This window comes from Emticicia sp. MM, from assembly GCF_001649495.1.
Map to the genome: position 1 here is coordinate 37,614 of NZ_LXHX01000012.1, position 26,143 is coordinate 63,756.

Consider the following 26,143-nt stretch of genomic DNA (forward strand, 5'->3'; position numbering starts at 1 on the left):
TCTTTTGAACCCCGAGGGGGTGAAATATTTCACTCGGGGTTCAATTATGAGACTGCTTATTTTTTATGCCTGTGGCCGATTGTTAAATATTTAACTATGGTGAGGACATGTTTTATTCAATTATTATAACCATTTTTTACTTCTCAAAATCTGTTTCGAGCAGTTCTTTTTCGCTAAATAATCCACCACTTGTTGGCTTTTTATCTCTCAGTTTTTTGATATCACTTGCTGAAATATTTTTAAAATCTTTAGCAAAAGCATTTTGAGTATAGCGAATGATATCGGCTATATCAGAGTCAGAAAGTGTATTGTTATTTGCTAAACCTGGCATTTCATTATTGAGTTGGTATTGCTTGCCATTGACGGTAATTGGGCCACTCAAACCATGTAAAATGATGGAAGCAAGTCTTTTCATCGAACCATTGATATACTCAGAATCTTTCAACGGTGGTGCCAAATCCTGAATCCCTTTACCATCAGCACCATGACAAGTCGCACAAATACTTCTGAATAATTTTAAGCCATTGGTGCGGTCATCAACTACATTTTTTTCTCTCACAAAAATCGGATTCATCTCTTTTTTCTGACGATTATTAATAGCCAAAGTTAAATTATTCTTTAGCATCGCAGCAGGGTTCTGGCTAGCAACGTATTGTTCTTCTTTTCCTTCTAAACTACTTACAATCGCTTCTTGGAAAATGCGTTTATCGGCATATTTCTTTTCAACTTGGGCAAGTATTGGCAAGAAACCATTATTATCTACTTTTATCCAAGCGTTTAAGGCAAGAGCTAAATAAAGGTCTATGGTTTCGTTGTTTTGAGCAAATAACTGAGAGCTAATATCCTTCATTTTAGGAGATAAAGGTGCAGCAGCAAAATGTTCTGAAAGAACCAAGGCATGAGCAAGAATATCTGCTTGCTTGGTTTGAGTCATCAAATCACTAAGGAGTCCAAATGTCAATGAATTTAGTCCCTCTAAAGTATAAAGTGCATGAATTGCCGCCAACTCGTTATTACCTTTAGCAAGAGCAATTAAATCTTTAACAATCGTTTTATCATTCTTGCTAATTAAAATCTGTTGGCTTCTGTCTCTCAACCAACCATTTGGACTGCTCAATAATGCTACTAAATCTTTGGTAGTGGCTTTTGATAAATCTGGAATTGGATTGGTTTTAGTAGTTTTGCTTACAACTTTCAGAATTCGACCAGCATTTTGTAAAGTATCCAATTTTTTATTGGCCAATTGCTCCGTAAGATAGTGCGAAATATAAGCTTTATGTTGAATGATACCTCGGTGCATATCAACGATATACATAGCTCCATCTGGCCCATTGAATAAATTAACTGGGCGAAAACCTTCATCAGTTGAGGCAATGAATTCTTTTCCTTCTACTGCTTGTTTGGCTGAAGTTTGTAGCGAGCTAAAATTCAGATAATTACGTTTAATGAGGTTTGCTTCTGGCACGCAAACAAAAGCATTTTGATTATAATCGCTCGGGAAAGCTCCGCCACGATACACCAATGGCCCACATGAAGCCGTTACTTCTTTCAAATAACCATTTTCATCTAAAACACCTTTCTGATAGCCTCTATTCACAGAGGTTTGATGAATCGGAAACACACGATTATTGGCAATTTTTTGTCCTTCGGCAAAGGTTGGTTTGAAATACTTATTTCTAATAACCTTGTTCGGTAAAACGAAATCACTTTGTAGTTGAACACTGTTGTTGTTATAATAAAGTCGTCCGAAATTATCTTTCGTGATACCCCATTGTCCACGATAAGTGGTGGCTTCTTTTATCCATTTACCATTTTTTAATTGATACCTAAAATTATAATTTGCATTATAAATCCAGTTGTCAATATTCATCATTAAGCCATTTGAAGTATGCTCCACGTTACCACCTTCTGCGTAAGTTGGGTCAACGAGTGTTTTCTTGCCTGGTTTATCATTTTTAATCTCAACAAACCAAAGTTTTCCAGCATCTACATATAGCAAACCACCATATACATGAGCGAGGGCACGAGGCAAAACTAATTTGTTTAAAAACACTTTTGAGTGGTCAATTACCCCATCTTTATCTAAATCTTCTAAAATAGAAATTCTCCCAGTAGGTTCATCCTCGCCAATACCTTCAAGATTTGGCATATATCCAATCATTTCTACTGTCCAGATTCGACCTTTGTTATCAAAGTCAATACTTACAGGAGCTTTCAAAAATGATTCAGATGCGATTAACTTTAACTCGAAACCGTCTTCGATTTTATACTTTTCGAGTGAAACTTTAGGTTCCTCAAAAGCAAGAAACTTAAAGCCAAAAACAAAAACAGAAAGGGTTAATAAAGCAATAAAAGCTACTCTAAATGGCACTGTTCTAGTCATGATTGTTAAGGTTGTTATTTTTTACACTCTCAATATTTATAAATTAAAAATGAGAGATAATTGTTTATAAAGAATTATCAAAATTACCTAATTATTTTTGTTGCTAAAAATCTGATTAGCATATTGTTTGGTTAAATTTTAATTATTAATCCTATTTGTTTCCAATAAACAATTTAGAGGATACAGAAGTGAGAAAATTAAAGAAAGATTTATGGAAAGGTTGGGTTGAATAATATTAAAGTTGAAGAGGTCTCAGTGGTGGGAGTTCATAGCTCCCAATGGGACTTGGAAAGAAGAGGCTTTCAATATTCCCTATCGATATTTAATCCCTAACGGGATATTTTGGCATTATTTTGCTCTATTAATTTCTCCAAAATATTAAATAAGCCCCAATGATGTGCTTAAATAGCAGCAAGAAATCAAGCGTTTCTAAATAGATTTTGATAAATTGCCCCAAAATTCTATTTGACCTTCGATGAAAAAATATTTTCTTTTTGCCTTAATAATCCTTGCATTAGCTTCGGCTCAAGCTCAACAAAAAACTTATTGTAACCCAATCAATGTAGATTATGGTTACACACCCATTCCAAATTTTAGTGAGTGGGGGCGTCACCGTGCCACTGCCGACCCTGTAATCGTCAATTTTAAAGGCGATTATTATATGTTCAGCACAAACCAGTGGGGTTATTGGCATAGTCCAGACATGTTGAATTGGACTTTTCACTCAAAAAAATTCCTTCGCCCCAAAAACAAAGTTTATGATGAACTTTGTGCCCCAGCCGTGGGTATTATCGGTGATACAATGGTAGTTTTTGGCTCGACCTACACCAGCGAATTTACGATTTGGATGAGTACGAACCCAAAAGCCAATGAGTGGACTGCCTTAGTTGATGACTTTGAAATTGGGGGCTGGGACCCTGCCTTTTTTACCGATGACGATGACAAGTTTTATATGTACAACGGAAGCAGCAATCGTTATCCACTTTATGGTATCGAATTAGACCGTAAGACCATGAAACCAAAGGGTTTTCGTAGAGAAATGTATATGCTTGAATCTTGGAGATATGGTTGGCAGCGTTTTGGCGAGTACATGGACGATACATTTTTGGATGGTTTTATTGAAGGAGCAACCGTAAACAAACATAATGGTAAGTATTATTTACAATACGGAGCTCCTGGAACAGAAATGAGTGGCTATGCCGATGGCGTTTTGGTTGGAAAAACACCGCTTGGTCCTTGGGAAGCACAACCTGACCCTTTGAGTATGAAACTCGGAGGCTTTGCTCGTGGGGCAGGGCATGGAGCATCGTTTCAAGATAATCAGAAAAACTGGTGGCATGTTTCTACGATTCAGCTTTCAACTAAAAATAATTTCGAACGCCGCATAGGAATTTGGCCAGCGGGTTTCGATAAAGATGATGTGATGTGGTGCAATACTGCCTTTGGCGATTACCCGCATTATATTCCTTCTTCGGGTTTAGATATTAAAAAGACCTTTACTGGTTGGATGTTGCTCAATTACAATAAACCCGTTGAGGTTTCTTCTACCTTGGGTGGGTATTTACCTAACAATGCTGTTGACGAAAGCATGAAAACATATTGGTCGGCTGAAACAGGTAAAGCAGGAGAATGGATAAAAACCGATTTGGGGAAGTTGTCAACCGTCAATGCAATTCAGATAAACTATGCTGACCAAGATGCAGATTCTTCTTTTCTAGGAAAACAAGTCAATATCAAGCATCAATACAAACTTTTGTCGAGTGTAGATGGCAAAAAATGGACGATTTTGGTCGATAAATCAAATAACCAAACTGATATTCCACATGAATATGTTGAACTTTCACAGCCGATTCAAACTCGCTATATCAAACTCGAAAACGTATCAATGCCAACGGGTAAATTTGCTATCAGTGGCCTAAGAGTTTTTGGCAATGGCAATGGAACAAAACCTGATGCTGTTAAAGATTTTATGGTACTAAGAACCGAAAAAGATAAACGCAGTGCGTGGATACGTTGGCGACCAGAGAACAAAGCTTATGCTTATAATATTTATTACGGAACCGCTCCCGATAAACTCTATAATTGTATCATGGTGCATAACGCCAACGAATATTGGTTTAGAGGAATGGATAAATTGAGTACTTATTACTACACTATTGAGGCTATTAACGAAAACGGTGTTTCTGAAAGAAGTAAGGTTTTAGAAGTGAAGTAAATGAGTTACGCAGAACAAGTATGACACACCTCATTTGAGGATTTTTTAACTAAATTACGGAAAAAGGGGTGTCACACTTCGTCTGTATTGAACTATTCGCCCAATGAAATTTGATATATACATACCTTCTGAGCGTCTGAAACCCTATATTAAGCAATTGGTGGTTTCAGAGAATGCGAATGAAAGTATGTATAAAGTTTTTCCCTCTACAAGCCTCGTAATCGGATTCCAGTATCGGGGTCATTTGATAAATATTATCAATAATTCAGAACATACTCTGGCAACTGCAGGTATAACAGGGCTTACTGATTCTTACAAAATATTCAAAAACTCGGCAGGAGTTGGTACTGTTCTGGTCTATTTTACCGAAGTAGGTTTGGCCTATTTTTCTTCTTTACCTGTCAATGAATTATTCAACCAGAGTGTTTCGCTAGAAAATTTATTCGATAAATACAAAATTCAAGAAACTGAAGAAAAACTGGCGTCTGCTAACAGCGACCAACAAAGAATCAATCTCGTTGAGCATTTTTTACTTTCACAACTCAAAGAAATTGAAAATGATAAATTAATTGTGGCTGCCGTTAGAATGATTTATGAATCGAATGGTAATATTAGAATCCGTGAACTGAATGATAAATTATGCATTAGTCAGAGTCCATTTGAGAAAAGGTTTCGGAAATTAGTTGGTACTACGCCTAAAAAATTTGCTACAATTGTACGTTTTAATAATATCCTGAGTAAAATAGACCAAACAAAGTCATTAACCGAAATTTGCTACGAGTATAACTATTTCGACCAAGCACATTTTATTAAAGACTTCAAAAAGTTTACGGGAGATACTCCCGAATATTTTAAAACTCAAACGTAGAAAAACGATTTTTTACAATCACCTCCCCAAACATTGTTAGAACTTTGTCACATCAAACAAAATTTCAAGACAATGTTTACATTAGAACAAATCAAAACAGCTCATGCAAAAGTAAAATCTGGGGCAGATTTTCCAGCTTATATTCAAGAAATCAAGGCTTTTGGCGTAACTTATTATGAAGCCTTCGTTGCTGACGGACGCATTGTTTATTTCGGAGAAAACAATTTTCAAATTACCGCTCCTGCTAAATATGAACCATTATTGCTTGCAGATGTTTGCAATGCAGAACAATTTAAGGCCGACCTTTTAGCTCATCAGCAAGGGCAAACAAATTACCAGACATTCTGTAATGATTGTGCCAAGTCAGGCATAGAAAAATGGGCAGTTTGCTTTGAAAAAATGACTTGTACTTATTTCGATAAAGCCAATCATGAGATTTTAATCGAACAGATTCCATCTAAATAAAAAACAGAAGCTGTAATTTTATCAAACGAGGCTTTGTTGAAGCTATTTTCTATATTTTAGTTAATAGTGTTAGATTTTTTTGTATTTTGCTAAGTAACTTTTTCTAAAATTATACGTGAATGAAAAAAACATCTAACTTTCAATCCTATTTTTTAATCTTATTGATGCTTTATGGTTCAGCTTTCGCACAAGGAACCAAAAAACGTCCCCCAATCATTGATGTACACGTACACGCAATGAAAGCCAATCCCAATTTTGCAAATGACCTTTGTCCTTGGTTTTTGAAAAATATGCCAGGAGGTGACCCCAAACAACCTACACCATCTTTTTTGAATGGCGATTGCCCCGACCCACTAAAAGCCGCTAAATCAGATAAAGAAATGCAAGATGCTTTGTTGGGTACAGCCGAACGCCTCAATGTAATAATGGTAGCGAGTGGTGATGCCGAAATTTTGCATAAATGGCATAAAGCAGCTCCTAATCGAATTATACCTTCTTTGGGTGTGAGTAGTGGTAAGGAAATGACTGTAAAAGCATTTGAAGATTCTCTTTCAGGAGGTTTTTATAAAGTAATGGGCGAGGTTGCCCCGCAGTATCAAGGAATGTCGCCGAGCGATATGACTCTCGATGAATACTTCGGAGTAGCAGAAAAACTAGGTGTCCCTGTCGGAATTCACATGGGTACTGGCGGAAATGGCATGGCTAATATTACTTCCCCAAAATACCGAGCATCATTGGGTCGTCCGTTTTTGTTAGAAGATATGCTGGCACGCCATCCGAAATTAAAAATTTGGGTGATGCATGCAGGTTATCCAATGATTGACGAAATGATAGCTCTAATGGGAGCCAATGCTTATGTATATGTTGACCTCGCTGGTTTTATTTGGAGTTATCCATTAGAAGAAGTACATGCCTACATGAAACGATTGATTCAAGCTGGTTTTGGGAAAAGAATCATGTACGGAACCGATTTGATGGTTTGGCCAAAATTACTCGAAACGTCTATCGGGGTTATTGAAAGTGCCAATTATCTTTCAGAAGACCAAAAACGTGATATTTTCTTTAATAATGCAGTTAGGTTCTTTAATTTAGATGAATCAAAGTTCAAATAAATGAAACAGGGGCAAAAAGCCCCTGTTTCATTTATAATTCCTTGATTTTTATATTTCGAAATGCCACACCTTTCGACCATTCTTGTAAAGCAATATGCCCCGAAGTACTCTTTCCGAATAAAGGGAAGTACTTAAATCCACTATTGTCTACTTTATTTTTCCATGATTCAGAGTTAAAATCTTGTTTAGCAGTTAGTTGGCCATTCAAATAAAATTCGATTGCTCCATTTTTCTGTATAATTCTCGATTCATTCCATTGACCAACAGGTTTGGGCTGTATTTTATTGATTTGGGGCATAAAACCATACAAGCAAGCTGCCCATTTAGTTGAATCTTTTAAATAATCAGCTCCAATGTTTTCGTGCTCAAGGAGTTGATATTCTGGTCCTGAAGCCCATGCTGTTGGTACTGTATCTTGCTCAATAACATTGATAAATACACCGCTATTTCCTGCTTTAGAAATTTTCCAATCGAATTTTAGCTCGTAATTTTGATAAGATTTATCCGAAATTAAATCGCCGTGCTCTACTCCAACAGAATCAGTATTACAATAAAGTTCACCGTTTTTTACCATCCAAGTTGAAGCAATTTTTCCTTTATTATATAAATGCCATCCATTAGTAGTTTGACCATCAAAAAGTAACTGCCAATTTTCTGATTTTTCTTTATCACTCAATTGATTATCAGCGGTTTGCTTTTCTTGGCAGGCCATTACTATACCCAAAGAAATAGTTAAAAAGAGGATTTTTTTCATAGAATTTGTCTTTGTAAAAGGTTGAACTTAATTATTCAAAAATAGATAAAAAATATATAATTGCCTCTTATTGGTAGCTCTCTTTGCTTTTAAACCAAAAGTTTTCATCTATTGAATATAGAAGAGTAGGGTGGATTTTTTGAAAAATTGACATATTCTATTAAAAAATAATACAGAAAAAAGAATATTTAGATTCTATGAACATCAACGAACTTTGTGGGTTTGTACATTGTATGTATAGACATAAAAGACTAAAGAAGATTAAAAAATGAGCTTAATTGATAACATGCAATGGAGATACGCCACTAAGAAAATGAATGGCGAGAAAGTATCTCAAGAAAAACTAGATATTATTTTAAAGGCAGCAAGTCTTGCCCCAACCTCTTCGGGCTTACAACCTTTTGAAATATTTGTGATTAGCAATAAAGAATTATTGTCACAAATTCAGCCAATTGCATTTGGTCAGAGCCAAATTGTTGATTGTTCGCATTTATTGGTTTTTGCTGCTTGGGATAATTACACAGAAGAACGTGTAAATCAAAGATTTGACTTTATGAATTCTGAGAGAGGATTACCTTTGAGTACGACAGATGCGTATAAAAGTAATCTTTTAGGTATGTATTTACCACGTGACCCACAAGTAAATTTTGAACACACTGCCCGTCAATCGTATATTGCTATGACAGCTGCACTTTTGGCAGCGGCAGAGGAGAAAGTAGATGCAACTCCAATGGAAGGTTTCAATCCTGTTGCTTTAGATGAACTATTGAATTTGAAAGAAAAAGGTTTGAGAAGCACAGTTTTACTACCTTTAGGCTATCGTGATGAAGCCAATGACTGGTTAGTAAATCTGAAAAAAGTACGTATTCCAAACGAATCGCTATTTACTTTCATTTACTAATTTCGAAGTCAAATAGATAGTTGATAAAAACGACCGAACTAAGGTCGTTTTTATTTTTTACAACACACTTATAAATGAGTCATTGCTAATAGGATTTAAGATTTCTAAGAAAATCTACTTTATTTTAAAATAATATTTTTTTACTTCGATTTACTTAGCTCTGAATGCCTTGATGTATTCGGCAGTATCAAGCATGGTTTCAATCATTATATCCTTTTGATTTTCTTTGAGGTACTTTAAAAATTTACGGTGCTCTTCAATTTTTACATCTAAACCATTTCCACCACCAACACCGTGAAACAAAACAACTAATAAAGCATTGTTGGTCTTGGCTTTTTCTGCCCACTCAATCATTTGCTCGGCAGTATGGTTATTGACAACGAAGCAATCTACATCATAAAGATTGATTTTATCAATGGTGTGCATTTCATCTCTAACCGCACGGGCCGCTACAAAATCAGCTTTCATGTCATCCATGAAATTCTTATCGCCGATTTTCATATCTCCACAAGTAAAAGCAAAAGTACGCTTTTTTTGTCCATCTAAAGCCTCCAAAAACACATTTGTCATCCTTACTTCATTGAGCATTCGTTGGTAAGTATACTGGCTCATGTCTTGTTCGCCTTTAACCCAATTTCGGCCTGGTAAATTTCCTAAACAAGGATGATAAAGTGTATGATTACCCAACTCGTGCCCACGTTTAGCTAAAGCTCGCCATTCATTGAGTCGAGTTTTACAAGCATCCGAAAAAGCCGTTAGGTAAAAAGAAGCTTTTAGTCCCAAAGAATCGAGCACTGGAACAGCATTGTCTAAATGTTGATGTATGGCATCGTCGTAGGTGATTACTACGGCACATTTCTTTCCTTTCCAAGTAGTATTTGATTGAGCTTTGACCGAAAAAATGAAGCATGAAAGTATGAGGAATAAGTATATTTTTTTCATTGAAATTATAAAAAGTAGTGATTTTATTGTTTTTTATAGGCTAATACACGATTTGCCCACGGAATAAAATATTTAAAATTAGGAGCATCAGTATGCCCTCCATCATGCTGACGCCAAGCTAATTCTCCATCAAGCATATCGGTGTTTACAGGAGGCATTTTTTCTTTCGTGTAATCATTGCTTACGCCCAAATCCTTTGCCCCAAGTAATTTAAAAACACTACCAGCGGCAATGGTTGCCATATAACTACCCTTTTGGTCAAGCCATTTGGCATCACCTTTTTCGGGTATTCCATAACTAATAAAGGTTGGGCGTGGGGCACATAGAGCAATTAATTGATGCGAATCTACAGGTAAATCACAACCAGTTTTCGAACCAAAACTTGCTTCTGAAGCTCCGTATTTCATGTAATTGCCAGCCATCCAATAATATTCTCCTCCAGTTAGACTCTCGACGGCCTCACCAAAAACTCTTCTATGAAGTGTTGTTCCACCTTTACCCGACGAACCAATTAAACCTATGGCAAATCTTGGTTCAAAAGCCAATGTCACCAATGCAGCTTTTCCGTATCGCGAAACACCCTCAATTCCCACACGTTTAGCATCAACTAAGGGTTCAGTTTCTAAATAATCAAGCCCCCGAGCCGCCCCCCAAGCCCAAGCACGTAGGGCTCCCCAGTCGTCGGGTTTGCGTGGTTGACCTTTATTCACTAAACCAATAATTCCACGGGTAATACCTGCTCCATTATCAGCCTGAATACTTGCGGGGTCAATGGTGGCATAACCCCAACCAGCCGCCAATAATTGTTCGGTTGGGAGGTCGCTTGGAGGAGCAAAAAAGTTTGGCCCAGGCAAGCGAGTAATGGGTTGATAAGCAGGATATTGGTCAAATATGGCTTTCAGAGAAGGGTCTTGTTTAATCATCATTTCTTTGAAAGCATGATTGATTTTTTCCATATGTTCGGGCGAAGGCTGTGCTGGTGAAGGAAACGATGGACGGCCAAACATCATTAAAACTGGAACTGGACCTTTCACATTGCTCGGTATAACAACCATCATATTTATATCTACGTTGATGAGTGGATAGTCACTGTTATCTACGTGTCCGATTACTTGTTTGGCAATGACGGGAATTCGCCCTACAAACTCTTTGTCAGTAATTTTTACAGTCCATTTTATGTTGGGAATTTGTTTGGGTAAACGCCCATATACTTCTCGCTCAATATCTTCAATGAGTTCTGGGCGGCGTTTATTCCACCATATTTCAGGAGTGCTAACTTTGCTTCCATTTTTCAGCGTCAGTACATCGGGTAGCTGTGGACAAGGATTGGCCAAGGATTCATCATAATTAGCATGATTTGGTGCTGATTCATTGCCACTTGGGCCTGGTCTAAGCGACTTTATTCCTAAAAGTTGCATCATGTGGTCGTGATCTTGTTGGTCAGTAAATACAACAGGTTTAGGAAATTTGCTACTATCAATTTTGGAGGTTTGGGCCGAAGTTAGACCCGAAATGCCCAAAGAAAGACATAGTAAAATTGTAGCGTTAAGTTTCATTTTATAATTGAATAGAGAATAGATAGATGATAAAATTAGTAGATAAAAATCAATACATGTCAAATTGACAAATATTTTTTTAATGAATAATGTAGAATGTAAAATGGATAATTTGATTTAGTTGGGTTGAAACAACTGGAAATATAATATTTATTAAGCGACAATTTCGGCTAGGTTGTTCATTAGCTCAGCTAAATTCTGTTTGAGAGTAGAATCAATGATTTCTCCTTCATTATTAAATTTTCCTTTGATTCCTGAAATTAGTAAAGTGGTACTTAAATCGAATTTTGCAGAGAGGGTTTGCATAATGAGTATCAATTCAGCGTGCCCTTTTTGTCCATCTGCTGAGGCTGTCATTAATACAGTTGGTTTCTCAGAGAAAATAGTAGTAGAAACAGACCATTCAAGTGCATTTTTTAAGCCACTCGGAATACTAAAAATATACTCCGGCGTACAGATAATCACGGCATCTGCTTGCTGAATATATTGCCGAAAATTTTGTATTTCAATGGGTGGATTTTCAGCCGACGAGAGTATGGGGTCAAAGTGTGGAAGTGTTTTTAAATCAATTAGAGGCAAGAAATGGAAAGCATCTTTACTGATTTCTTGTAAATATTTTACTAATTGATGATTAGAAGAATTGGCAATAGCACTTCCTACAATTACAAAAACACTTTTCTTTTGCGTCATTGTGCGGGAATTAGGTCGTAAAATATTTAATTGTTTGAAAAACAGACGTAAGAATAATAATGGCTAATACGATATAACGAAAGGCGGTTTCGGAGGTGTATTTTAAAATGACTTTACCTAAATAACTTCCCAAAATACTGATACCAATCAAAAAGGGTATCAATAATAAAAATTCTTTCTTGAAATAACCATTGCTTACATATACAAATGCTCGGCTACTATCTACACCTAAATCAATCAATGCAGAAGTAGCTATAAAGATGTCTTTGGGTAATTGAAAAGCCGCCAAGGTAATTCCTCTAATTGCTCCGCCAGTGCCCAAAAGACCGGCTAAAAGCCCAGAAGCCACACCCCCAATATAAAGATTAGTATCAGTTTGTTGGATGGTTTTATTGAAGTTATACATGAGATACAAAGATAAAATTACCAATGCAATATTCATGAATAATTCTAATGGTTTGGTTGGTATAAAGGTAGTGAGCCAAGCACCAATAATTACGAAAATAACCGCTGGGATGCCTAATTTTAAAGCAATATCTTTGTTGATTCCTTTTCTGAATATGGCAATTTTTGAAAGATTGCTGAAAACATGAAATACTGCGGTGATGCCTAAAACAGTTTTGAAATCAAAAAATAGAGAAGCAATAGGCACAAACAAAATTGAAGATCCAAAACCTGACACAGTTCCGATGATTTCGGAAATGAGAGCGAGTATAACAAACAAGTAATATTTTTCTGTCATGTTTTGATTGTAGTTAAAATGATAATTTATTGTTTTTTAGCCTAAACTAATGATTTGTTTTAGAAAATATTCTCATCTTTTATCGTTTAAGTGAATAGAAAATAAAACTAGAAGGTGTAGTAAAAAAGAGGTTTGGAAAAAAGAGCTGAGAAAGCAAATTATTAATAAAACGAGTTTTTCTAAAAATCTTTGAAAACTCCATTTTTTAATTAGTTGCTATGTTTAGTTTGGTATTAACTCAATCAACATTCTTTCGGGCTTTACCTTCGCCTCTTTTCGATTAGTTTTCCATACTGGATTTTCTCCAATTCCTTGCACGGTTGAGTTACTTCTAAATATGTCACCAGCATCGAATGTGTAATATGCTATATTGTGTAAAACTTGAGCAATATCGTTGGGTTGATAATTCTTGAATCTACATTCAAAATCAGGTAGACCGAAGGCATGTAAACCAACGGTATCCATTAAGAAACCGCCATCACCATCTGAAACATTATACATTCGAACATTCATTGAACCATATAAAAATGCTCCTTGTTCACCTTCGCACAAATCAAGGAATGCCCCTGGATTGATTAGTTTATCACTATTTCTAAAATAAATGGCTGTTGGTTGAGTGGCATTTACCACCGATAAAACAAATTTTTGAAAATATTCAAGTCTTTTTTGATAGTTTAGGCCTCTCGACATAAAATCAAAAAGGTTGATTTCAACAGTAGATTTTTTCAGACTTTCTTCTGCTTCTTCCCAATCCCATGCCTGACGTAGTGTACTGGTAAATCGCTCAAAATTAATAGCTCCCTCTGATATCATGATATTTCCTTGTGCAGGAACTTCACCTTCCTCAAAATTAACTGTGTATTCTGGAAAATAGAACGATAAGCTTTTCTCATTTTCTGATGATTTGACCGTAGAAAACCTTTTATTCAATTCCGCCAAAATATCTTCTTTACTAACGCTTGGTTGGTTTTCGTAAAATAAGCTTACGAATTGCATCTGTGGCTCATTTGGCGAGAATGTTGGTTGTGATTGTGGTTCTGATGTTGTATTTTTCTTTTTAAACAAATCAAATAATCCCATAATATTTGTGTTTTTGTTTCAATAATTGATTCTTTGTGATTTTACTATTCACTTCTTTTCTTAACACTTAAATTCCACATTGAAAGCCCTACGAGTATTACATAAATGATAGAAATACCATAAGAAAGAATAATAAAAAAATCGAGGTAATTGATACTTTTTTGAAAGAAATTCTTATAAAATAATACTAAAATACTTCCTAAATAAGCATAATAATCGGCAAAAGTAATCAAGAAGCCCACAGTTCCCGACTTTTTGAAAGCAGCAATCATTCGCTCGAAATATAAACTATTACACATGGCATAGGCCATATAAACTCCTAAACCGAGCGTAGTGAGCCAAGCAACTGGAGAAAGGAAATGTTGCTCAAAAAGAAACGTACTAATACCTATTAATAGACCACCTGCCAACATTAAAATCTGAATAATAATGAAAGCTTTGTAGTTATTATGTACCCAACGCATGGCGGCCATCATGAGCAATACTGTAATTGCAATTGGTGTCTCTGTTTGTGTAAAAATAGCTGAATTATTGCCATATCCCAGTAGTTTCCAAATTTCTGGAGTAAAGTTATCTCTGAATTCACGAAAGGTAGTGAGCAATACATAGGAAATAACAAAGATACCCAAACTCAAAGCAAACTCTGCTATAAATGCCTTACGGTCGGCTTTTTGCATGGGTTTGCGTTCAGTTCGATTTTGTTTATCAGCTTCAGTTGGAGGGGGAATTTGTCCCATAAGCCACGTACAAATGCCAAAAGGTATAATCATAATGGCACAAGCAACAAAGGGCATCCAAAACTGACTTACTTGGAGTGTAGTCATTACCCATTTTCCAATACTTTTTGCAAAACCTGAGCCCATGATAAATGATGCCGTAAGTACAGCTACCAATAAATCGGTATTTCGGCGGCCTTCTAAAAACCCTAAAATTGTTCCATAGACCATCCCCAGTGGTAGGCTTGCCAAAAAGATAAATACCAAATTGAATGGAGCAGGTGTAAGAGCAAAAAATAAATAACAAACCCATGATAGGGCTATCATGATGAGTAAATTTCGAGAGCGATGTTCGGGCAACATTTCCGAAACATATTTTATCCCCAAACCCTTTGATACGGCAAATCCTAAAACTTGTGCTGTGATAATTAGAATTTTAAAATTTATTCCCCAAAAAATGAGTTCATCGTAAGTTGCGGCGGTGTAGGCTCGCCTAAAAGGATAGAAGCATAAATAGGTAAAAAAAGCAGTTATCGAAGCAAAAAGAGTTAAGTTAAAGGGACTTCGAGCTATTATTGCATTCAGTTTAGGGGGCATAATTTAGCTTAAGGGTTGAAGATGAATAGTCAAAGATAGTTTTTTACTTGAAAATCAGCCTTCTATTCTTTAAGTAAATTATAATTTTTAGCATTTTAACATTTTTTAACGCCTTTCTACGAATTATTTCGTAATAAGATTTGGAAGTACGAATGTTTTCGTATTATATTTGCTACGAAATTATTCGTAAATAATAAAAGATGGAAAATTCAGCACTAATAAAACCCACCGAATCTGAGTTGGAGATTTTGCAGATTTTGTGGCAATTGGGCAAAGGCACGGTTAGGCAAGTAAATGATGAACTCTCTAAAACTAGAGAAGTAGGTTATACGACAACGCTCAAATTGATGCAAATTATGCACGATAAGCACATAGTAAACCGAACCGAAGAAGGGCGTTATCATCTCTACGAAGCAGCTATCGGCGAAGAAGAAACTCAACAACTTTTACTCGATAAATTTGTTGACGCTACTTTCAGAGGTTCTGCCATGAAATTGGTTATGCAAGCACTTGGCCACCAAGAAGTAAGCCTTGACGAGCTCGACGAGATTAAGAAACTCATCGCCCAAAAAGAACAAAATTTGGGTAACTAAGTCTATTACAAAATACAAATTATGAAAAACAAAAATTATGAAAAAGCTAACAGAAATTATTGATTACAACACAAGTTCGGCTTTGGGCTGGACGCTTATTCACTCAATTTGGCAGGGATTTGCCATTTTGCTGGTATTTGGTATTCTTTACTATTTTTTCAAACCATCTACTACTCGTTATAGACTTGGTATTGGAGCATTATGTGTACAATTCTTAGCGGCGATAATTACTTTTTTTACCATTTATGAACCTAATGTTCCAGTTGAATTAGCAAATCAAGGACAATTAAGCCTTTTCTTCCTCAAAAATACAGGGCTTGTATTTACACCTCAAAAATTAAGCTTTATTCAACAAGTTGAGCTTTTCTTGCACCAAAATTTAGATATTTTCGTGATGATGTGGTTCATAGGAACAAGCCTATTATTATTGCGTTTAGTAGTTGGTTTTACTCATGTGCAAGGCATGAAAATTCAGCAAGTGAAACCTGTAAATGCTACTATCCAAGCATTAATGGATACTTTGCTTGAAAAGACACAAATGCCAAGTACAATCAAGTTACTGGAATCTGCCAGAGCTTCTGTGCCTATGACTATTGGTTGGTTGAGACCTGTAGTACTTTTACCAATTGGAATGGCTACTGGATTAGGAATTAAGCAGTTAGAGGCCATTTTAGCACATGAATTAGCCCATATTAAACGCTATGATTATTTGGTTAATATTTTCCAAAATGTGATAGAAATTCTCTTCTTCTATCATCCAGCTACGTGGTTTATTTCGGGAAAAGTACGTGATGAAAGGGAGAATTGTTGTGATGATTTTGCCGTGGAAATCTGTGGTGATAGCTTAGTCTTAGCCAAAGCTCTTACGCAGGTAGCAAGTTATCAGCATCAACCTCATTTGGCTATGGCTTTTGGGGCAAAACGCCAGACTTTCATGGATAGAATTAAACGCATTATTGGTATCAACGATGCAAAACCGATGAGTTATGGCAATTGGGCTGCGGTATTTGTCATGATTTTGGTAGTAGCTCTTGGAGTGACTTATGCTCAAAAGGAAATTAAAAAAGAAAAGAAGATTGAAAAAGCTAAGAAGGCTAATGTATCTATCAATAAATTAGTCGAAAAGAGCGAAGAAATTCAGTTAGAAGGTAGGGTAATCATACCTACCGATAGCTCTAAACTTGAGGAAGTTGAGGCTGAAATGGAGGTATTGAGTAAAGAAATGGAAAAGTATAGTCGCGAAATGGAAGTGTTGAGTAAGCAGATGGATGAAAAATATGCTCGCCAGATGGAAAAAGAAAGCGAAGCTATGCAACAAGTGCAACGTAAATTCCAAGTGCCACAACGTAAAATCCAAGATTTGTCTATTCAAATACAAGAAGTGAGTTTAGCGATGCAGAAAATCCATAATAAATATATGGATTCTGATAGAATGCCAGTTGAAGCAGAGCAAAAGCTCAAAGCATTAGAAAAGCAAGAGCGAGTACTGGAAAAACAAATGCAAGAAGTTGAGCAACAAATGCACAGCGTAGAAGCAGAAATGCGTCCTTTTGAGCAACGAATGCATCGTTTAGGTTCTCCAATGGATAGTTTGGGTAGATTGATGGAACGCTATGCTAAACCGATGGACTCCCTAGGAAAGATAATGGGAGAGAAGGGAAGAATTCTTGAGAAATTAGCAAAAGAAGAAGAGGCACGTTTCAAGAAAGATTTAGAAGTTCTATCCGAAATGCTTTATAAAGATGGTCTAATCAAAAATAAGAAAGATTTCGAACTACGCTTAAAAGGAGATAAATTATTAATAGACCTTGAGCCTCAATCAGCGGTGGTTTATGATAAAGTATGGGATTGGATTAATAAAACTTGGGGTAGTCGTTATAAGGGGTTAAAAGAAAAAGATTTTAGAATCAACGTAAATGGCGATGAAGTAAATTTTAGCACCCACGGTGGCCGCAATTATTATCATCATGGAGGTACTTACCCTGCTCCTCCGCCGCCACCTGCACGTATTTCAACGCCAAGGGCTTCAGGTATTCCAGCTCCTCCAGAGCCACGAAGTTTACATACGCCCTCAACTCCACATGCTCGGGCAGCAATTAGTAAACCTATGCCCCCCAAAGCTCCGAAATCAGTGAAAGGTATAGTTGATTAAAATATATTTTCAAAGCAAATACTGTAAGTTTAGTAAATGAGCAGTAATTAGTTAAAGGTTTTAATCGGGGTGATTTAGCAAAGTAACTTTAAAGGTGAGATTGAAAGATTAACCTTTAATTAATTAGAAAAACAGAAACAGCTTCTTTTTTGGAAGAAGCTGTTTCAATAGAAATATTATTTATCAAACAATTACAATCTTCTAATCCAGATATTTCTGAATTGAGTTTTATTGCCATGGTCTTGTAGGTGAATTACATCTTCTCCATGAGCTTCTGGATACATGTGTAAACCAATATAATTTGTAAGACCCAAAATTGTTGTATTATTCTGAACCAATACTCCATTATGTAATACAGTAATGCGTGCAGGGTAATCTAAACGGCCATCTGGTTTAAAACGTGGAGCTGTGTAAATTACATCATAAGTATTCCATTCAAGTGGGCCACGCATAGCGTTTACGAGTGGGGCTGTATCTTTATAAATACTACCAGCTTGTCCGTTACGATATGTGCGGTTTTGATAAGAATCTAAAATTTGTAGTTCGTAGCGGTCTTGAAAGAAAACACCACTATTGCCACGTCCTTGGCTTACACCTTTTACTTCATCTGGTGCCGAAAACTCAATGTGTAATTGACAATCGCCAAATTTTAATTTTGTTTTGATATCGCCTGTACCTGGTTCTACTTCAAATCTACCATCAATTACCTTCCATTTTGGAGCAGACCCATCCTTAGCACTTACCCATTGAGACAAATCTTTACCATCAAAAAGAATAATAGCATCTGATGGAGCATCGGCGTTGGTTTTTCCGGGTGTAACCACTCCAACCTCAGGTTCCCAAATCTCAGTCATTTCTGGTTTCATTGGCATTGGCGAAACCGCAGGTGGGGTAGAAGAGTACTGTGCGTAGGATTTTGCACTGAATAACATAACAGCTGCAAATGCAGAAGCCACGATTTGGATTTTTTTCATCTCAGTATTAAAGGTTGATTGTTTAACGCTCAAATGTAATAAAGTTTTGTGAATCATCAGCGAATACTGTACGAAAATGAAGTTTGATTGTACGAAATCGGACAATTTTTCGACCAATAAGTAATTTATTAAAATGAACTTATTTTTGTAAGTAACTGATAGATAATTAGTTATGTTGGTCGACTAAATAGGCATGATTTATTGGCACAACTTTTTCATTGATTAATTGGGGCGAAACAAGGAAAATAGGGTTTGAACGAAATAATATTCTGAATATTATGTGTTTGTATTAAAAAATTAATAATTAAACAGAATAAAATTTTGTGACAAGCGTCAAAAACTCCATCAAGCATAATCGCCATTCGTCCTTTTAAAATAACCATTTGAGTAGTTTGTATTACATAGTACCGAGTTTTGCACATAACTTTGAATCGTCAAAGAAAAACAATGACACTTAACAAAAGAAAAAGCTAAAACTTTATAAAACATTTTAAAAAACAAAATTATGAAAACGTTACAATCAACTTTCGCAATCGCTTTATTAGCAACTTCAGTAATCTTCAATGCAAATGCAGAAGAAAAGAAAACAGAAAAAAATGAAGCAGCAGCTTCCACAACCAACTCAATTGCAAATTATAAAATGAGTAACCTTAAAGTAGGTTTGTATGAAGCAGGTCATGTGAACTCTTTGAAACTGAATCTTACACTTACAAAAGACGCTGGTAAGACAGCAACTGTAAAGTTAATGGATGAAAAAGGAAATGTTTTGGTTGAAGAGAGAATTAGTAAAAATGAAACGGCTTATAGTTTCCGATTTGATTTCTCAGAAACGCCAGTAGGTACATACTACGTAGAAGTAATAAATGGTAATCATATTGTTACAAAAGAAGTATTAAAAGGTAAAGGTACTTTAAGCTACTAAAACCACTTATCAAGTATTTTGACCGATGGTCTTAAAACTTGAAACGCGGCAGCCACACAACTCATCTTATAATCGAAAAAGCTATAAAATTCAAAAACATTTTAAATCAATTACAAAATTATGAAAACGCAATTTAAAAATTTCGCAGTAGCTCTTGTAGCAGGTATCTTCTCTTTTTCATCAGTTTTGGCTAACAGTCCAATCGAAAAAAATGATGAAAGTAAAACCGCAACTAAACGTTCTTTTAATGTAGGAATGTATCGAATTATCAACTCAATGAAAGTGAATGTTTTGGTTGATAAGCAAGATAGTAAAGCATTGGATATTTCTGTGAAAAACGAACAAAATGAGGTTGTTTACAGCGAAGTTGTTGGTAAAAACATCAATAAGTTTTCTAAAAAATTAGATTTATCGGGTCTTAAAGATGGTAAGTACCGTATCGAGATTTCAAACGGTAAAGAAACCGTAACAAAACAAGTAAATGTAGAAACCCACGCACCAATTCCTTCAGAGTATCGCTCGGTAGAAGTGAAGTAAGGGAAGTACATTAGATTAATGAATGAAATAAAAATTAGTTAGTATTTAGTTTAGGGGATTTAGACAGCGTTGTGGTGTTTTCCGCAACGCTGTTTTTTTGTTTTCTGCTAATATCTTTTTACTTTCGCCTAATCATATTCAACTATTAATTCTAATGAAAACCTCAATCAAAACCTTTCTAATTGCCTTGGTATCTATGGCCATGTTCTCACTCAAACAAGACAAACCTACAAAAGTAATTTTCTTTGGCGACTCTATCACACAAGCAGGTGTAAATCCGGGCGGATATATTACAAAAATGAAAGAAATGCTTGAAAAACAGGGAATCAAAGATAAATATCAATTAATTGGAGCTGGTATTGGCGGAAACAAAGTATATGATTTATTCCTTCGAATGGAAGATGATGTACTTTCTCAAAAACCAGATTTAGTGGTGATTTATATCGGGGTGAATGATGTATGGCATAAGTCAAGCCACGGAACTGGTACTGATGCCGATAAGTTTGGTAACTTCTATGTAGCCATCATCAAAAAGTTACAATCACAAGGAATTAAAGTTATTTGTTGTACACCAGCTGCCATTGGCGAAAGAACCGATAATAGCAATCAACAAGATGGTGATTTGAATTATTACTCGAATATCATTCGTGGCATTGCTTCAAAATTCGATTGTCCGTTGATTGATTTACGTAAAGAGTTTATTGCTTATAACTTAAAGAATAATACTTCTAATAAAGAATCGGGCGTACTTACCACTGACCGGGTGCATTTGAATGATGCAGGGAATCAATTCGTAGCAGATTTGATGATGAAGGCAGTTGTGAAGTAAGTTTCAATGAAGTCTTCGCTCGAAGCGAAGACTTCATTGAAATAGTTAAAATTCCAACAAAATGAGATTTCTTCCAATCTTCTTACTTATCATTAGTTTTTCGACTAATGCACAAAAACAAATCGCTATCACGATTGATGATTTACCTTTTGTCAATGAGCGTTCTCTCAAACAAGCACAAGAATCTACTAATACACTTTTGAGTAAGCTCAAAAAACATAAAATTCAATCGGTTGGGTTTGTAAACGAAGAACAACTTTATAAAAATTGGGCAGAAGTTGAAGAGCGTATTGCTTTACTCGATTCTTGGATGAAAAATGGACAAGAATTAGGGAATCATACTTTTTCGCATAAATCGTTTAGTGAACTTTCTTTAGAAGACTTTAAAGCCCAAACCTTGAAAGGTGAAGTGGTGACAGAGAAACTTTGTAAGAAATATGGTCAAAAAGAGCGTTATTTTCGTTTTCCATTTTTACATACAGGTTCTGATAGTCTAAAGAAATACGGATTTCAGCAATTTCTTCAAGCTAATAAATACCAAAACGCACCAGTGACCATTGATGCTGATGATTGGTATTTTAATAAAGTTTATGTGGATGCACAGAAGGCTAATAATAAAACATTAATGCAAGATGTGGCTCAAAAGTATCTTAAACATACCGAAGCTTATTTTGAATATTACGAAAAATTAACGCAAGAAGTACTCGGACGGCCAATTAAGCATATTTTTCTGTGTCATGTCAACGCACTTAATTCAGATTATTTCGATGAACTGGCTGAAGTTATGCATAAGCGAGGGTATGAGTTTATTACTTTAAAAGACGCCTTACAAGATGAGGTTTATACTCGCCCCGAAAGAGTTATCACAGCCAATGGTTTTTCATGGTTGCATCGTTGGCGAATGACAGACAAAAAGAAAAATATTTTGAAAGACCCCGAAATACCAGCTGATATACAGACATTGTATAATGGGAAATAGAACCTATTTTTTATGAGCAAGCAGAAAGTAATTACCATTCTAAAAATCGTCTTTTTACCTACGATTTATGCGATTTTACTGCGTTTATTATTTGGCGTTTCCACTTGGAAAGAGCTATTTGATGTAATGTCGGTGAGTTTTTTATTTTGCTTACCACTTATTGTTGGTGCCTTAACTATCTATCTTTCTAGTGTAGAGAATGTAGAAAATTTGGCTTATAGAATTATGGTACCTTGGATTCCGATTTTTTTATTTTTTGTTATCACTCTCTTTTTTGCTCTTGAGGGCTGGGCTTGTTGGCTAATGGTATTGCCTTTGTTTATGGTAGTTGCTTCGGTTGGTGGACTTATAGGGGGCTACTATAAGCTAAAAGAAAAGAATAATACTCTCTATGTTTCATTGTTTGTATTATTGCCTTTCTTCATTGCACCAGTTGAAAATATGATTGGTAAAATACCGGGTACTTACAAAGCATATACTTACATTGATATTCAAGCACCAGATAGTAAGATTTGGAAAAACGTAACAAGAGTGAAAGAAATTAGAGCAGACCAAGATAAAGGTTTATTGACTCAGACCCTCGGATTCCCAAGACCAGTAAAGGCAGAATTAAATTTTGAGGGAGTTGGAGCTTACAGAGAAGCAATATTTACCAACGGGCTTGTTTTTCACGAAGCAGTTTCTGAGTATATTGACAAGAAAAAAATGGTATTCTCAATCAAAGCTTACCCTCACGAGATACCATCAGCAACAATGGATGAACACGTTGTGATTGGTGGAGAATATTTTGATGTGTTAAATGGTACTTATGAATTAGAAAAATTAAATAATACCACCTATCGATTACATCTATATAGTCATTTTAAATTAACAACAACTTTCAATTTTTATGCTAGTTGGTGGGCAAGGTGGATAATGAAAGATATTCAAAATAATATTTTACAAATTGTAAAAAGTAGGGCAGAAAAAGAATAATAGAAAAAAAACAGCAATATTTTATCGAAATATCTTTAATTTGCATCAGATTTTATCAATTAGGCTTCATCTATCATTATAATAACATTATTTCTTTTTAAAATTCAAAAACGGTACTCATGAGTCAATCTTTGATTAAACCAGGCGTAGTTACAGGTGAAGCATTGAATGCTTTGTTACGTCACGCCAACGAAAATGATTACGCACTTCCTGCGGTAAATGTTGTTGGAACAAACTCTGTAAATGGAGTAATGGAAGCAGCCAAAGCTGTTAACTCGCCAGTTATTATTCAATTCTCAAATGGTGGAGCTTCGTTTTATGCAGGTAAAAGCCTACCAAACAAAAATCAAGAAGCAGCAATTGCTGGTGCTATTTCAGGTGCGATGCACGTGCATCAATTAGCCGAAATGTATGGTATTCCAGTAGTTCTTCATACTGACCACTGTGCAAAAAAATTATTACCATGGATTGATGGTTTATTAGATGCAGGTGAAAAATTCTTTGCTCAACACGGAAAGCCATTGTTTAGCTCACACATGATTGATTTATCTGAAGAGCCATTGGAAGAAAACATCGAAATTTGTGCGAAGTACCTTGAAAGAATGGCTAAAATGGGTATGACGCTTGAAATCGAATTAGGTGTGACAGGTGGTGAAGAAGATGGTGTAGATAATTCAGATGTAGATAGCTCAAAGCTTTATACACAACCAGCAGAAGTAGCTTTTGCTTATGAAGAATTGATGAAGATTTCTCCAAACTTCACAATCGCAGCTGCTTTTGGTAATGTTCACGGTGTATATAAGCCGGGTAACGTAAAATTATCACCAATTATCTTGAAAAATTCTCAAGACTATATCCAAGAGAAATTCGGAACGGGTGAATTACCAGTAAACTTCGTATTCCACGGAGGTTCAGGTAGTACACGTGAAGAAATCAGAGAGGCAATCAGATACGGTGCTGTAAAAATGAATATTGATACAGACGTACAATGGTCAACTTGGGAAGGTATCTTGAAATACTACAAAGATAAAGAAGCTTATCTTCAAGGACAATTAGGGAATCCAGAAGGAGATGATTCTCCAAACAAAAAATACTATGACCCACGCGTTTGGTTACGTAAAGGGGAAGAAAATATGATTGCTCGTTTGAAAGTAGCTTTCGAAGATTTAGATTGTATCAACCGTAATGAAGGCTTGATTTAATTCTAAAATCATATTTAAAGAAAAACCTGTGAAGTCAAAACTTTACAGGTTTTTTGCGTTTTAATGCTTATTAAGTATTCTGAATACTCTCCGTCAACACTTCGTAAATCTCTAATAATCTAGCATCATCTCGCAGGTAATCAAGGTGGCGATTAATGATTGATTTATCACGCCTAACGGCTGGCCCAGTTTGTACTTCAACAGGGTCATTGGCATTGAGTGCTTTTTTGAATGTTTCTGATATCAGAGGTTTCAATAAGTCAAAATCAATATTTTCACTATCGGTGATTGTTTTCGATAAAGCCAGTAAATGATTCGTAAAATTACAAGCAAAGACAGCTGCTACATGTAGGACTCTTCGTTCGGCCGAATCAATAAAATAAACATGCTGACTAATTTCTTGAGCGATTTCGAGTAAAATTTGTTCTACGTCTTCATCATCAGATTCTAAACAAAGTGGAACTGATTTAAAATTGAGTTCTTTTCCAGCCGTGAAAGTCATGAGCGGATAAAAAACTGCACATTTTACGGGCAAATCATGATGAATTTGCATTAGTTTTTGTAAATCTTCCAACGATTTTGTGCCTGAAGTATGGGCCAAAATAGCATCCTCTGGTAGGATAAGTTTAGAACAAACATCTTCCCAAGCATCATCGGCAACTGCCAAAATAAAGAATTCTGCTTCGCTCTCGGCAAAATTCAAGTCAGTAGTAGCCTCTGCACGATAAAGTAATGAGCAAAGTTTCTCTGCTTTATCTTCGGTTCTGCTAAAAACTTCACAGATTGTATGATGGTGGTCTTCGAGCGTAATTGCTAAGTGCCAAGCCACATTGCCAGCTCCAATGATAGAGATTTTCATTTGAAAAATTAGATATTCGTTGACAACTAAATTAGGCTAAATTGTTGAAAGGTTGAAAAAAAAACATCAACTTTCTTTCATAAAATATAGTCAACTAACAATTTCATGTAGTAGTATTCATCAGTACAAAATGCTCTAAAAAGCGGTTAAATATATGATTTGACCGCTTATATTGCTTATACTCTAGTTAATAAACTAAGAAAAAGAATAGTTGAGGCTTCAATCAAAACGTAAAAATTAGCTTAGATAAAAAATGGCTTAATATTTGATTAACAAGAAATATCGCCTTTTGTGAGAAAAAAGGTGATGTATATCATCTATTTATAAATTAAAAACTTTGCTATGAGACTTCAACTAACACTGCTGTTGGGAGTTACACTTGTAACACTTGCTTCTTACACTTCATTAGAAAATGTACCCCAAAATCAAATTGATTTTTATCAGGGTAGTTATGATGATTTTTTGAGAGAGGCTAAAAAACTTAAAAAGCCAATTTTACTTGATTTTTGGGCAAGTTGGTGTGGCCCGTGCAAGAAACTCGAAAATGAAACTTTTTCGAATCCTAGTTTAGTGTCATTTTTAAATACAAACTACATGGTATATAAGGTAGATATTGATTCGTTTGATGGAATGGCTATTGCTGACCGTTTTTCGGTAGATGTTTATCCGACATTAGTTTTGTTAGATGCTAAAACGAAATATGTGGGGCGTTATCGTGGATTTTTTCCTGCCGATTATCTTAAGAATGAATTAGAAAGAGCAAAATCACAAAAAGGGAAGCATTTTATTGCACCTAAAATAAATACAACCGCTTCGCTATAAAACTTTAATGATGCACTGAGTTGAACCTTTATATATTGGAAGTTGATTTAGGCTTCTAGATTAAAAGCTACCTAAATGGTAGCTTTTTTTAATATGACCAGAATTTAGGTAATTGCATTTGACGAGCATAATAAGCTGGGCACTTAGTATGCACTCTTTCAAGCAAGAGATTCATGCTTTTTTCAAATTCTACATAATAATCTTCGTGTAGTTTTGGTAATTTTTTAAGAATTAACTCCGTTCGTTTGGCAATATATAAAGCGATTGAGTCAGTTTTA

Annotated in this window: 24 protein-coding genes and 1 pseudogene; 14 read left to right on the plus strand and 11 right to left on the minus strand. The window is 35.5% G+C overall.

The window, feature by feature from the left end:
• Window positions 1–136: 136 nt before the first annotated feature.
• A complete protein-coding gene (locus A6M55_RS01700; protein ID WP_064196250.1) occupies window positions 137–2,383 on the minus strand; it encodes a c-type cytochrome in 2,247 nt (748 codons plus the stop codon).
• A 475-nt stretch (window positions 2,384–2,858) separates the two neighbouring features.
• Between A6M55_RS01700 and A6M55_RS01705 the strand changes: the two genes are divergently transcribed.
• The 4 genes from A6M55_RS01705 to A6M55_RS01720 all read left to right on the plus strand — a co-directional run bounded on the left by A6M55_RS01705 (window position 2,859) and on the right by A6M55_RS01720 (window position 7,043).
• Window positions 2,859–4,598, plus strand: a complete 1,740-nt coding sequence (locus tag A6M55_RS01705) for a family 43 glycosylhydrolase (protein ID WP_064196251.1) — start codon at window positions 2,859–2,861, stop codon at window positions 4,596–4,598.
• 103 nt (window positions 4,599–4,701) lie between these two features.
• Window positions 4,702–5,466: a response regulator transcription factor gene (locus tag A6M55_RS01710; protein ID WP_064196252.1), complete on the plus strand. Its 765-nt coding sequence runs from the start codon at window positions 4,702–4,704 to the stop codon at window positions 5,464–5,466.
• A 72-nt stretch (window positions 5,467–5,538) separates the two neighbouring features.
• A complete protein-coding gene (locus A6M55_RS01715) occupies window positions 5,539–5,931 on the plus strand; it encodes a DUF1398 domain-containing protein (RefSeq protein WP_015029578.1) in 393 nt (130 codons plus the stop codon).
• A gap of 119 nt (window positions 5,932–6,050) precedes the next feature.
• Entirely contained in the window at window positions 6,051–7,043 is a 993-nt protein-coding gene (locus A6M55_RS01720; RefSeq protein ID WP_064196253.1) for an amidohydrolase family protein, read from the plus strand.
• Window positions 7,044–7,074: 31 nt separating this feature from the next.
• On the opposite strand, the gene A6M55_RS01725 is transcribed toward A6M55_RS01720, so the two are convergent.
• Window positions 7,075–7,797 (minus strand): DUF1080 domain-containing protein, encoded by a 723-nt coding sequence (locus A6M55_RS01725; RefSeq protein ID WP_064196254.1) that lies wholly within the window; start codon window positions 7,795–7,797, stop codon window positions 7,075–7,077.
• Window positions 7,798–8,065: 268 nt separating this feature from the next.
• Between A6M55_RS01725 and A6M55_RS01730 the strand changes: the two genes are divergently transcribed.
• Window positions 8,066–8,698 (plus strand): nitroreductase family protein, encoded by a 633-nt coding sequence (locus A6M55_RS01730; protein WP_015029581.1) that lies wholly within the window; start codon window positions 8,066–8,068, stop codon window positions 8,696–8,698.
• Window positions 8,699–8,848: 150 nt separating this feature from the next.
• On the opposite strand, the gene A6M55_RS01735 is transcribed toward A6M55_RS01730, so the two are convergent.
• The 6 genes from A6M55_RS01735 to A6M55_RS01760 form a co-directional block, all read right to left on the minus strand.
• Entirely contained in the window at window positions 8,849–9,640 is a 792-nt protein-coding gene (locus tag A6M55_RS01735) for a polysaccharide deacetylase family protein (protein ID WP_064196255.1), read from the minus strand.
• Between the two features lie 23 nt (window positions 9,641–9,663).
• The gene (locus tag A6M55_RS01740; RefSeq protein ID WP_064196256.1) at window positions 9,664–11,196 is read right to left on the minus strand and encodes a S9 family peptidase; all 1,533 of its coding nucleotides are present in this window, start codon (window positions 11,194–11,196) and stop codon (window positions 9,664–9,666) included.
• 153 nt (window positions 11,197–11,349) lie between these two features.
• Window positions 11,350–11,886 (minus strand): NADPH-dependent FMN reductase, encoded by a 537-nt coding sequence (locus tag A6M55_RS01745; protein WP_064196257.1) that lies wholly within the window; start codon window positions 11,884–11,886, stop codon window positions 11,350–11,352.
• Window positions 11,887–11,896: 10 nt separating this feature from the next.
• Window positions 11,897–12,628 (minus strand): sulfite exporter TauE/SafE family protein, encoded by a 732-nt coding sequence (locus A6M55_RS01750; protein ID WP_064196258.1) that lies wholly within the window; start codon window positions 12,626–12,628, stop codon window positions 11,897–11,899.
• Between the two features lie 222 nt (window positions 12,629–12,850).
• Window positions 12,851–13,708 carry a DUF4261 domain-containing protein gene (locus A6M55_RS01755; protein WP_064196259.1) on the minus strand — a complete coding sequence of 286 codons (858 nt, stop codon included), beginning with the start codon at window positions 13,706–13,708 and terminating at the stop codon, window positions 12,851–12,853.
• Window positions 13,709–13,752: 44 nt separating this feature from the next.
• Entirely contained in the window at window positions 13,753–15,021 is a 1,269-nt protein-coding gene (locus A6M55_RS01760; protein WP_064196260.1) for a DUF5690 family protein, read from the minus strand.
• A 200-nt stretch (window positions 15,022–15,221) separates the two neighbouring features.
• Here A6M55_RS01760 and A6M55_RS01765 point away from each other — a divergent pair, with 200 nt between their 5' ends.
• Complete coding sequence (locus A6M55_RS01765; RefSeq protein ID WP_015029587.1) at window positions 15,222–15,614, plus strand: BlaI/MecI/CopY family transcriptional regulator; 393 nt, start codon at window positions 15,222–15,224, stop codon at window positions 15,612–15,614.
• Between the two features lie 37 nt (window positions 15,615–15,651).
• Window positions 15,652–17,766, plus strand: coding sequence for a M56 family metallopeptidase (locus A6M55_RS01770; protein ID WP_064196261.1), 2,115 nt, complete (start codon window positions 15,652–15,654; stop codon window positions 17,764–17,766).
• Between the two features lie 191 nt (window positions 17,767–17,957).
• Here A6M55_RS01770 and A6M55_RS01775 read toward each other — a convergent pair whose 3' ends face one another.
• On the minus strand, window positions 17,958–18,740 hold the full coding sequence (locus A6M55_RS01775) for a DUF1080 domain-containing protein (RefSeq protein WP_041694100.1): 783 nt from the start codon (window positions 18,738–18,740) through the stop codon (window positions 17,958–17,960).
• A 505-nt stretch (window positions 18,741–19,245) separates the two neighbouring features.
• Between A6M55_RS01775 and A6M55_RS01780 the strand changes: the two genes are divergently transcribed.
• The 6 genes from A6M55_RS01780 to fbaA all read left to right on the plus strand — a co-directional run bounded on the left by A6M55_RS01780 (window position 19,246) and on the right by fbaA (window position 24,184).
• The gene (locus A6M55_RS01780) at window positions 19,246–19,662 is read left to right on the plus strand and encodes a T9SS type A sorting domain-containing protein (RefSeq protein ID WP_015029591.1); all 417 of its coding nucleotides are present in this window, start codon (window positions 19,246–19,248) and stop codon (window positions 19,660–19,662) included.
• Window positions 19,663–19,782: 120 nt separating this feature from the next.
• Complete coding sequence (locus A6M55_RS01785; RefSeq protein WP_015029592.1) at window positions 19,783–20,199, plus strand: DUF3244 domain-containing protein; 417 nt, start codon at window positions 19,783–19,785, stop codon at window positions 20,197–20,199.
• A 154-nt stretch (window positions 20,200–20,353) separates the two neighbouring features.
• Entirely contained in the window at window positions 20,354–21,028 is a 675-nt protein-coding gene (locus A6M55_RS01790; RefSeq protein WP_064196262.1) for a GDSL-type esterase/lipase family protein, read from the plus strand.
• A 61-nt stretch (window positions 21,029–21,089) separates the two neighbouring features.
• Window positions 21,090–22,007 carry a polysaccharide deacetylase family protein gene (locus tag A6M55_RS01795; RefSeq protein ID WP_064196263.1) on the plus strand — a complete coding sequence of 306 codons (918 nt, stop codon included), beginning with the start codon at window positions 21,090–21,092 and terminating at the stop codon, window positions 22,005–22,007.
• 12 nt (window positions 22,008–22,019) lie between these two features.
• Window positions 22,020–22,982 (plus strand): hypothetical protein, encoded by a 963-nt coding sequence (locus tag A6M55_RS01800; RefSeq protein WP_015029595.1) that lies wholly within the window; start codon window positions 22,020–22,022, stop codon window positions 22,980–22,982.
• Between the two features lie 119 nt (window positions 22,983–23,101).
• Window positions 23,102–24,184, plus strand: a complete 1,083-nt coding sequence (gene fbaA, locus A6M55_RS01805; RefSeq protein ID WP_015029596.1) for a class II fructose-bisphosphate aldolase — start codon at window positions 23,102–23,104, stop codon at window positions 24,182–24,184.
• A gap of 70 nt (window positions 24,185–24,254) precedes the next feature.
• Here the strand turns inward: fbaA and A6M55_RS01810 are convergent, their stop codons facing one another.
• The gene (locus A6M55_RS01810; RefSeq protein ID WP_064196264.1) at window positions 24,255–25,043 is read right to left on the minus strand and encodes a Rossmann-like and DUF2520 domain-containing protein; all 789 of its coding nucleotides are present in this window, start codon (window positions 25,041–25,043) and stop codon (window positions 24,255–24,257) included.
• A gap of 342 nt (window positions 25,044–25,385) precedes the next feature.
• On the opposite strand from A6M55_RS01810, the gene A6M55_RS01815 reads away from it, so the two are divergent.
• On the plus strand, window positions 25,386–25,865 hold the full coding sequence (locus tag A6M55_RS01815) for a thioredoxin family protein (protein ID WP_015029598.1): 480 nt from the start codon (window positions 25,386–25,388) through the stop codon (window positions 25,863–25,865).
• Between the two features lie 88 nt (window positions 25,866–25,953).
• Here A6M55_RS01815 and A6M55_RS17520 read toward each other — a convergent pair.
• A pseudogene (locus tag A6M55_RS17520) lies at window positions 25,954–26,143 on the minus strand (hypothetical protein); the annotation flags it as partial.

Bases quoted from the DNA above. Each gene is read 5' to 3' on its own strand.
- A6M55_RS01700 (WP_064196250.1), bottom strand. From the start codon at position 2,383: ATGACTAGAACAGTGCCATTTAGAGTAGCTTTTATTGCTTTATTAACC.
- A6M55_RS01705 (WP_064196251.1), top strand. From the start codon at position 2,859: ATGAAAAAATATTTTCTTTTTGCCTTAATAATCCTTGCATTAGCTTCG.
- A6M55_RS01710 (WP_064196252.1), top strand. From the start codon at position 4,702: ATGAAATTTGATATATACATACCTTCTGAGCGTCTGAAACCCTATATT.
- A6M55_RS01715 (WP_015029578.1), top strand. From the start codon at position 5,539: ATGTTTACATTAGAACAAATCAAAACAGCTCATGCAAAAGTAAAATCT.
- A6M55_RS01720 (WP_064196253.1), top strand. From the start codon at position 6,051: ATGAAAAAAACATCTAACTTTCAATCCTATTTTTTAATCTTATTGATG.
- A6M55_RS01725 (WP_064196254.1), bottom strand. From the start codon at position 7,797: ATGAAAAAAATCCTCTTTTTAACTATTTCTTTGGGTATAGTAATGGCC.
- A6M55_RS01730 (WP_015029581.1), top strand. From the start codon at position 8,066: ATGAGCTTAATTGATAACATGCAATGGAGATACGCCACTAAGAAAATG.
- A6M55_RS01735 (WP_064196255.1), bottom strand. From the start codon at position 9,640: ATGAAAAAAATATACTTATTCCTCATACTTTCATGCTTCATTTTTTCG.
- A6M55_RS01740 (WP_064196256.1), bottom strand. From the start codon at position 11,196: ATGAAACTTAACGCTACAATTTTACTATGTCTTTCTTTGGGCATTTCG.
- A6M55_RS01745 (WP_064196257.1), bottom strand. From the start codon at position 11,886: ATGACGCAAAAGAAAAGTGTTTTTGTAATTGTAGGAAGTGCTATTGCC.
- A6M55_RS01750 (WP_064196258.1), bottom strand. From the start codon at position 12,628: ATGACAGAAAAATATTACTTGTTTGTTATACTCGCTCTCATTTCCGAA.
- A6M55_RS01755 (WP_064196259.1), bottom strand. From the start codon at position 13,708: ATGGGATTATTTGATTTGTTTAAAAAGAAAAATACAACATCAGAACCA.
- A6M55_RS01760 (WP_064196260.1), bottom strand. From the start codon at position 15,021: ATGCCCCCTAAACTGAATGCAATAATAGCTCGAAGTCCCTTTAACTTA.
- A6M55_RS01765 (WP_015029587.1), top strand. From the start codon at position 15,222: ATGGAAAATTCAGCACTAATAAAACCCACCGAATCTGAGTTGGAGATT.
- A6M55_RS01770 (WP_064196261.1), top strand. From the start codon at position 15,652: ATGAAAAAGCTAACAGAAATTATTGATTACAACACAAGTTCGGCTTTG.
- A6M55_RS01775 (WP_041694100.1), bottom strand. From the start codon at position 18,740: ATGAAAAAAATCCAAATCGTGGCTTCTGCATTTGCAGCTGTTATGTTA.
- A6M55_RS01780 (WP_015029591.1), top strand. From the start codon at position 19,246: ATGAAAACGTTACAATCAACTTTCGCAATCGCTTTATTAGCAACTTCA.
- A6M55_RS01785 (WP_015029592.1), top strand. From the start codon at position 19,783: ATGAAAACGCAATTTAAAAATTTCGCAGTAGCTCTTGTAGCAGGTATC.
- A6M55_RS01790 (WP_064196262.1), top strand. From the start codon at position 20,354: ATGAAAACCTCAATCAAAACCTTTCTAATTGCCTTGGTATCTATGGCC.
- A6M55_RS01795 (WP_064196263.1), top strand. From the start codon at position 21,090: ATGAGATTTCTTCCAATCTTCTTACTTATCATTAGTTTTTCGACTAAT.
- A6M55_RS01800 (WP_015029595.1), top strand. From the start codon at position 22,020: ATGAGCAAGCAGAAAGTAATTACCATTCTAAAAATCGTCTTTTTACCT.
- fbaA (WP_015029596.1), top strand. From the start codon at position 23,102: ATGAGTCAATCTTTGATTAAACCAGGCGTAGTTACAGGTGAAGCATTG.
- A6M55_RS01810 (WP_064196264.1), bottom strand. From the start codon at position 25,043: ATGAAAATCTCTATCATTGGAGCTGGCAATGTGGCTTGGCACTTAGCA.
- A6M55_RS01815 (WP_015029598.1), top strand. From the start codon at position 25,386: ATGAGACTTCAACTAACACTGCTGTTGGGAGTTACACTTGTAACACTT.